This is a genomic window from Pseudomonas edaphica, assembly GCF_005863185.1.
Taxonomy (GTDB): domain Bacteria; phylum Pseudomonadota; class Gammaproteobacteria; order Pseudomonadales; family Pseudomonadaceae; genus Aquipseudomonas; species Aquipseudomonas edaphica.
In genome coordinates, this window is the sequence record NZ_VBVZ01000342.1 from 1 (window position 1) to 6,732 (window position 6,732).

Consider the following 6,732-nt stretch of genomic DNA (forward strand, 5'->3'; position numbering starts at 1 on the left):
TATAAGAGACAGGTCCGAGTTGCTGCTCGATCCCGGCCCGTTGAGCACGCCCTTCGCCTGCCTGCGCCCGCTGATCGCGCAGTTGACGTTCACGTATATGTTTCTCGGGATTGCCGAAGGCGCCTTTGAAGAAGCGCGCAACTACACCCGCACCGAAACCCGTGCGTGGCACAAATCCTCGGCGGGCGATGTGCGCCAGGACCCTTACGTGCTGCACCACTACGGCGAATTCTGGGTGGCCCTGGAAGGCGTGCGCCTGCTGGTCGAACGCGCAGGCGAATTGCTCGACCAGGCCTGGGCCAAAGGTGCCAGCTTAAGCGAACAGCAACGTGGCGAACTGGCCATCGCCATCGCCACCGCCAAAGTCGCCGCCACCCGCCAAGGCCTGGACCTGTGCAGCCGCCTGTTTGAAGTCACCGGCGCGCGCTCGACCCATGCCTCACTGCGCCTGGATCGCCACTGGCGCAACTTGCGCACGCAAACCCTGCACGACCCGGTGGATTACAAACTCCACGAACTGGGGGACTGGGCGTTGAACCAGTCCCTGCCGATCCCGACGTTCTACTCCTGAGAGAGGTGCCCATGCAGCTGTTAACCTTACCGCCCTCGCCCGCCCTCGCGACCTCGATTCGCGCTACGGCCCAGGTCTTCGAAGACCCCAAATCCCAGGCGCTGCTCGACCATATCCAGCAAGTGGCGCCCAGCGAAGCGAGTGTGCTGATCATCGGCGAGACCGGCACCGGCAAAGAGCTGGTGGCACGCCATATTCATAACCTCAGTGCGCGGCGCAACCGGCCCTTTGTGGCGGTGAACTGCGGCGCGTTCTCCGAATCCCTGGTGGAAGCCGAATTGTTCGGGCATGAAAAAGGTGCGTTTACCGGCGCCCTCAGCGCCAAGGCCGGCTGGTTCGAAGAGGCCGACGGCGGCACCTTGTTCCTCGATGAGATCGGCGATTTGCCGATGGCGATCCAGGTCAAATTATTGCGCGTACTACAGGAACGCGAAGTCGTGCGCCTGGGTTCGCGCAAGAGCATTGCGATTGATGTGCGCGTGCTGGCGGCCACCAACGTGCAGCTGGAAAAAGCCATCAACGCGGGGCACTTTCGCGAAGACCTCTACTACCGCCTGGATGTGGTCAGCCTCGAACTCAGCCCATTGCGCGAGCGCCCCGGCGATATCCTGCCGCTGACCCGGCATTTTATCGAAGCCTATAGCCAGCGCCTGGGCTACGGCCCGATCACCATCAGCCGCGAGGCCGAGCACAAGCTCAAAAGCTACAGCTGGCCGGGCAATATCCGCGAGCTGGAAAACGTGATTCACCACACCTTGCTGATCTGCCGTAATGGCGTGATCGAGCGTGATGATTTGCGCCTGTCGAACATGCGCATCGAGCGCCAGGACGACAGCCAGCATGGCACCGACAACAGCGCCGACGCCTTGCTGGCCCGCGCCTTTCAAAAGCTCTTCGAAGAACAGGCCGGCGCCCTGCATGAAAAGGTCGAAGACGCGCTATTGCGCGCCGCTTACCGTTTCAGCCATTACAACCAGGTGCACACCGCGAACCTGCTGGGTTTGAGCCGCAACGTCACGCGCACGCGCCTGATCAAGATCGGCGAGTTGGCGGTGAACAAACGCCGCCCCGGCGAAAATGTGCAGGGCGAGCGCATGCTGCATTTATCCATTTAGGCGGCAGTGCAACGCGTTGTCATGGCTGCGCTCGAAGCTGCGCAGCACCTGGAACGAACCGAAGGTCACCGCCGTGGCCTGGTGGGCGCGAATCAGCATCCAGAAGTCTTCCTCGCCGTGCTCAAAACACTTGAACGCCGCCTCGCCGTCCTCACGCGAGCGCCATTGCAGGTAATTGAGCACCCGCCGCCCGTCGTCGCTGACTTGCACACTGGCATTGATAAAACCGCCATGGCCCTGGGCCAGGCGTTCGCTCTGGGTGGACAAGGCGGCCACCAGGGCAAATTGCTGCCGGGGTTCGATCTGAAACTCGATCAACTGAGTGAAGCTGCGATTTTTCTCTGATACCTGCATGAACACTCCCCTCTCTCTGTAGGCAGAATCTTGCGATTCGATGCCACGCAGGGTAAAACCTCTAGTTAAGTCAAGGTCAAGCGCTTATCTGGAGTTTTTTATGCTTACCAAGGAACTCACCGTTGGCCAACTCGCCGCTCGCAGTGGCGTGGCGGTTACGGCGCTGCACTTTTATGAGTCCAAGGGGTTGATCAAGAGCAACCGCAACGCCGGTAACCAACGGCGCTACCCACGGGATGTGTTGCGGCGCGTGGTGGTGATCAAAATCGCACAACGTTTGGGGATTCCATTGGCGACCATTGGCGAGGCGTTGCAGACCTTGCCGGATGGGCGCACGCCCACTGCACAGGACTGGGAACGCTTGTCGGCGCTGTGGCGCGAGGATCTGGATGAACGCATTAACAAGCTGATGCTGCTGCGCGACAAACTCAGTGGTTGTATTGGTTGCGGGTGTTTATCGCTGGAGGCGTGTCCCCTGCGTAATCAGGATGACAAGCTGGGGGAATGTGGGCCCGGCGCGCAATTACTTGAGCCCAGCCCCGAAACCTGACCCGAAAACCCAATCAATGTGGGCGCTGGCTTGCCTGCGATGCAGACAACCCGGCCTGTCAGTTAAACCGAGTTGCCAACACCTCGTCGGTTACCTGCAAGCCACGGCGGGCGTGGCCTATAGTGAAAAGGCCGGACCTTCACAACCCCACCTGAGGAGAACGATATGAGCGTTAAGCCAATCCCTGAGGGTTATCACAGCGTCACGCCGTATATGGGCATCGATAACGCCGCCGAGGCCATTGAGTTTTACCAGAAAGCCTTTGGCGCTACCCAGGTCATGCGCCTGGACATGCCCGATGGCAAGGTCGGCCACGCCGAGCTGCGCATCGGTGACTCGGCGATCATGCTCGGCTCGCCTTGCCCCGAAATGGCCTTGCGCAACCCTGACGAACACACCAGCGTCGGTTTGCACCTGTATGTGAGAGACGTGGATGCGCAGTACCAACAGGCCATTGATGCAGGCGCCCTTTCGGTGTCTGAGCCAAAAGATCAGTTTTACGGCGACCGCTCGGCTAGCGTGAAAGACCCCTTTGGTCATCTGTGGTTTTTGGCTACGCGCAAGGAGGACCTGACTGAAGCGCAGATTCGCGAGCGAGCCACGGAAATGTTCAATCAAGGCTGAAGTTTCAATAACCCTGCACATCCAATGTGGGAGCTGGCTTGCCTGCGATAGCATCAACTCGGTGTGCCTGATGTACCAAGGTGTCTGCATCGCAGGCAAGCCAGCTCCCACAGAAAAGCAGATCTTCGGTGTATGCGGATCCGCTTTCGCTTTTGACCTAACCACTCAGGTCGGCTACTAGGCCGCCGTGCTCTGCTTTTGATCTTGCTTTTGATCTGAGGCGGCCCACGGATTCAAGCCTTCGTTCTGGCACACCGAGCCTAAGCGAGGTGCCGAGTGGTGGGGCGAAGACTTTTTGCTTACTTTTGGCTGGGCCGGCATTCCGGTCTTTCCAAAAGTGACCCGCCGTCAGGGCGGAACCCTAAGTAGCCGTTACCGCAGCAACGGATATGTACCCAACCCATCCATCCACCGCGCGCGCCCCCCAACGATCAATCGTAAATAGCCTTCTTTTTCCACTCCGCATCCGCATCCACAACTTTAAGCCCTTCAGTCAACTCATTGACCTCATCTTCAGCCGGCTTGCTGTTAGTCAGTACCGTCGAATTAGCACGGGCCAATTGATTCTCAAGCAATTGCAACTGCGCGCTATAGAGCACCGGCTCCGGCTGTTTACGCAGGTACTGCACACCGCGCTCGAATGCCAGGCGTGCCTGGCCGGGCTGGTTTTGTTGCAGGGCGTGCTGGCCGAGGTTGTTGAAGAACTCGATGTGCAGCAGCACCAGGATATGACGAATTTCCTTGATCCAGTGCTTGGCCTCGTTGGTCGGCAGAAAACCATCCTGGGCCGCGCGGGTCACTTGGCCATGCAGGGCTTCAAGGAGGAAACGCACATCCTTGGCCTTGGCTTCGGTCTGGATCGGCGCCGGCGGGTTGGTCACCGGAATCGATTCGCCCTGGGCGATCAGCGCATTCAACTCAGTGATACGCGCCTTGAGTGCTGCACTGGACTTGTTGAGGTGCAACAGACGCTGGTTGACGTTCAGCTCAAGGCGGGTGAGCAGCAGCTTGAGCGCCGGGGTCATCAATTGGCCAGGAAAGGTCTCGGTGATTTCACCGCACCGACGCAGCCGATCATTGAGCTCGATCTCGGTACGTTTCTTTTCCAGCTTGTTGTTTTCCACCACGTGGTTCATGTAGCCAATGGCGATCAGTATTACGATCCCGGCTATTACCAGCAGGGTGATCATGAGTGGTGTCACCGGTGTGACCTCTTTTATAGGGTTTGCTGTGGAGTGTAGTGACTGGACCATCCGGCGGATAGGACTGTTCGACCAGTTGCCCAGGTAGTTTCTTCTATATAGGTAAGCGTTGCCGGGCGGGCTCTCTGCATAGATGCACATTGCCATCATTTGCTTGGGCGAACTATAGCGCCTTGTCGGGCGCCAGAATATAGGCGTCAAAGCCCGGACGGGCAGAATGCCCGCCAAGGCCCGGAAAGCAGGGCGAAGTCATTGATTTAAATAAATTTATCCTTGGGGGTTGACGACCTTTCAATCCATCCATAGAATGCGCGCCACTTACAGCGTAAAGCACACAGCGAAACGCGGTAGGGAGTGAATGTTGTACGTGTGTCCCCTTCGTCTAGTGGCCTAGGACACCGCCCTTTCACGGCGGTAACAGGGGTTCGAGTCCCCTAGGGGACGCCATATGCGGGAATAGCTCAGTTGGTAGAGCACGACCTTGCCAAGGTCGGGGTCGCGAGTTCGAGTCTCGTTTCCCGCTCCAATTTACAAGCAATGTGGCCCTCGGGCGGCATTGAGTGAAACCAGGGCATAATCTTCGGATTTAACCTCTGGGCACTGAAATACACACCATGTGTTTCAGTTGTGTGTCCCCTTCGTCTAGTGGCCTAGGACACCGCCCTTTCACGGCGGTAACAGGGGTTCGAGTCCCCTAGGGGACGCCATTTTGCGGGAATAGCTCAGTTGGTAGAGCACGACCTTGCCAAGGTCGGGGTCGCGAGTTCGAGTCTCGTTTCCCGCTCCATATTTAACGAAAACGCCGATCAGCAATGATCGGCGTTTTTGTTTGTGCTGATTTTAATCAGCCGGGTCAGGAATCTGCGCCAGGGCATAGGCGAGAAGGAACAGGCTTATCAGGCCGCCTGCCTCGGCGTTGCTCATGTCGAATTCTTTGCGAATAAATGGCATCGCCACACCGAGGTTGGCGCGGTCGGCCGCCGCAATGGCGTAGATGACGAAAATCAAACCGGGGACCACCCAGCGATAGCGGCTGCACGCGACATGTGTAGGCCTTGTTGTGAAGTGCGTGGGAATAGTCTGTAGTTAATAGCGGGTGGGTGTGTACTGGTTCTGCTGTCTCTACTCTGGCCAGCCCCGTGTGCCTGTTCACTTCAGAGAACTGCCCAGATGTTCCAACTCGATTTTTACTCAACCCTGGTCGCCGCCTCTCTGGTGCTGCTGTTGGGGCGTTGGCTGGTCGCCCGTATCGGCTTTTTACGCGCCTACAGTATTCCGGAGCCGGTGGTCGGCGGCTTATTGGTGGCTGCACTGCTGCTGTTGCTGCGCGCATTAACGGATATCGAGGTTCGATTCGACGCCTCATTGCAGGCCCCCTTGATGCTGGCGTTCTTTGCCACCATCGGCCTGAATGCGGACTTTGCCAGCCTGAAGAAAGGCGGGCGCATCCTCGGCATCTTCCTGCTGGTCGTGACGGCCCTGCTGGTGGTGCAAAATGCCATGGGCATTGCCCTGGCCAAGGCGCTGGGGCTCGACCCGTTGATGGGGCTGTTGGCCGGCTCCGTCACCTTGTCCGGCGGGCACGGCACTGGCGCAGCCTGGGGCGCGGTGTTCAGCGAAAAATATGGCGTGGCTTCGGCGTCCGAACTGGCGATTGCCTCGGCGACGTTTGGCTTGGTATTGGGTGGGCTGATAGGTGGCCCCGTTGCCCGCTTGCTGATCAAACGTGTGCAGGTGCCCGGCGTTGAGCTGGCGCAACCGCCCCAGCCCAAAGGCTTTGAGCAGCCCAACCAGGAACGCATGATCACCTCGTTTTCATTTATCGAGACCCTGGCGTTATTGGCGATCAGCTTGCAGGTCGGCACCTTCTTGTATGGCTTTATTAAAGGTACGGCTTTCGAATTGCCGACGTTTGTATGCGTGCTGTTTGTGGGCGTGGTGTTGCGCAACGGCTTGTCGGCGCTGGGCTGGCATCAGGTGTTTGAGCGTGAAGTGTCGCTGCTGGGCAATGTCAGCTTGTCGTTGTTCCTGGCGATTGCGCTGATGTCGCTCAAGCTCTGGGATCTGGCGGCATTGGCCTTGCCGATAGTGATTCTGTTGGCGGCCCAGGCGTTGCTGATGGCCCTGTTTGCGATCTTCGTGACGTTCCGGGTCATGGGCCGCAACTACGACGCGGCCGTGCTGGCGGCGGGGCATTGCGGTTTTGGCTTGGGGGCCACGCCGACCGCCATTGCCAATATGCAGGCGGTCACGCAGCGCTTCGGGCCATCGCCGATTGCGTTTCTGGTGGTGCCGATGGTGGGGGCGTTTTTTATC

7 protein-coding genes, 4 tRNA genes and 1 pseudogene are annotated in these 6,732 nt (G+C 58.7%); 9 read left to right on the forward strand and 3 right to left on the reverse strand.

From position 1 onward, the window contains the following. Nucleotides 1-571 (forward strand): acyl-CoA dehydrogenase family protein (locus FEM54_RS20785; protein WP_276614695.1); only part of this gene is annotated, 571 nt, incomplete at its 5' end. Nucleotides 572-582: 11 nt separating this feature from the next. Then, nucleotides 583-1,686, forward strand: a complete 1,104-nt coding sequence (locus FEM54_RS20790; protein ID WP_017136346.1) for a sigma-54 interaction domain-containing protein — start codon at nt 583-585, stop codon at nt 1,684-1,686. Here the strand turns inward: FEM54_RS20790 and FEM54_RS20795 are convergent. Further along, the gene (locus tag FEM54_RS20795) at nt 1,675-2,040 is read right to left on the reverse strand and encodes an antibiotic biosynthesis monooxygenase (protein ID WP_099547893.1); all 366 of its coding nucleotides are present in this window, start codon (nt 2,038-2,040) and stop codon (nt 1,675-1,677) included. The genes FEM54_RS20790 and FEM54_RS20795 overlap by 12 nt on opposite strands. A 100-nt stretch (nt 2,041-2,140) precedes the next feature. Between FEM54_RS20795 and soxR the strand changes: the two genes are divergently transcribed. Together soxR and FEM54_RS20805 are read left to right on the forward strand one after the other, a co-directional pair. Beyond that, nucleotides 2,141-2,590, forward strand: coding sequence for a redox-sensitive transcriptional activator SoxR (gene soxR, locus FEM54_RS20800; protein ID WP_099547892.1), 450 nt, complete (start codon nt 2,141-2,143; stop codon nt 2,588-2,590). A gap of 165 nt (nt 2,591-2,755) precedes the next feature. Then, nucleotides 2,756-3,214: a VOC family protein gene (locus tag FEM54_RS20805; protein ID WP_138452763.1), complete on the forward strand. Its 459-nt coding sequence runs from the start codon at nt 2,756-2,758 to the stop codon at nt 3,212-3,214. A gap of 431 nt (nt 3,215-3,645) precedes the next feature. Here the strand turns inward: FEM54_RS20805 and FEM54_RS20810 are convergent, their stop codons facing one another. Beyond that, entirely contained in the window at nt 3,646-4,416 is a 771-nt protein-coding gene (locus FEM54_RS20810) for a hypothetical protein (RefSeq protein ID WP_017136282.1), read from the reverse strand. Nucleotides 4,417-4,787: 371 nt separating this feature from the next. Between FEM54_RS20810 and FEM54_RS20815 the strand changes: the two genes are divergently transcribed. From FEM54_RS20815 to FEM54_RS20830, 4 genes are all read left to right on the forward strand, one after another. After that, nucleotides 4,788-4,863 (forward strand) — tRNA-Glu (locus FEM54_RS20815). A gap of 3 nt (nt 4,864-4,866) precedes the next feature. Next, a tRNA-Gly gene (locus FEM54_RS20820) sits at nt 4,867-4,942 on the forward strand. 105 nt (nt 4,943-5,047) lie between these two features. Then, nucleotides 5,048-5,123 (forward strand) — tRNA-Glu (locus tag FEM54_RS20825). A 4-nt stretch (nt 5,124-5,127) separates the two neighbouring features. After that, nucleotides 5,128-5,203 (forward strand) — tRNA-Gly (locus tag FEM54_RS20830). Between the two features lie 68 nt (nt 5,204-5,271). Here the strand turns inward: FEM54_RS20830 and FEM54_RS20835 are convergent. Further along, nucleotides 5,272-5,493 (reverse strand): annotated as a pseudogene (locus FEM54_RS20835) (hypothetical protein); the annotation flags it as partial. 93 nt (nt 5,494-5,586) lie between these two features. Here FEM54_RS20835 and gltS point away from each other — a divergent pair. Further along, a partial coding sequence (gltS, locus tag FEM54_RS20840; RefSeq protein ID WP_138452765.1) for a sodium/glutamate symporter occupies nt 5,587-6,732 on the forward strand: 1,146 nt, incomplete at its 3' end.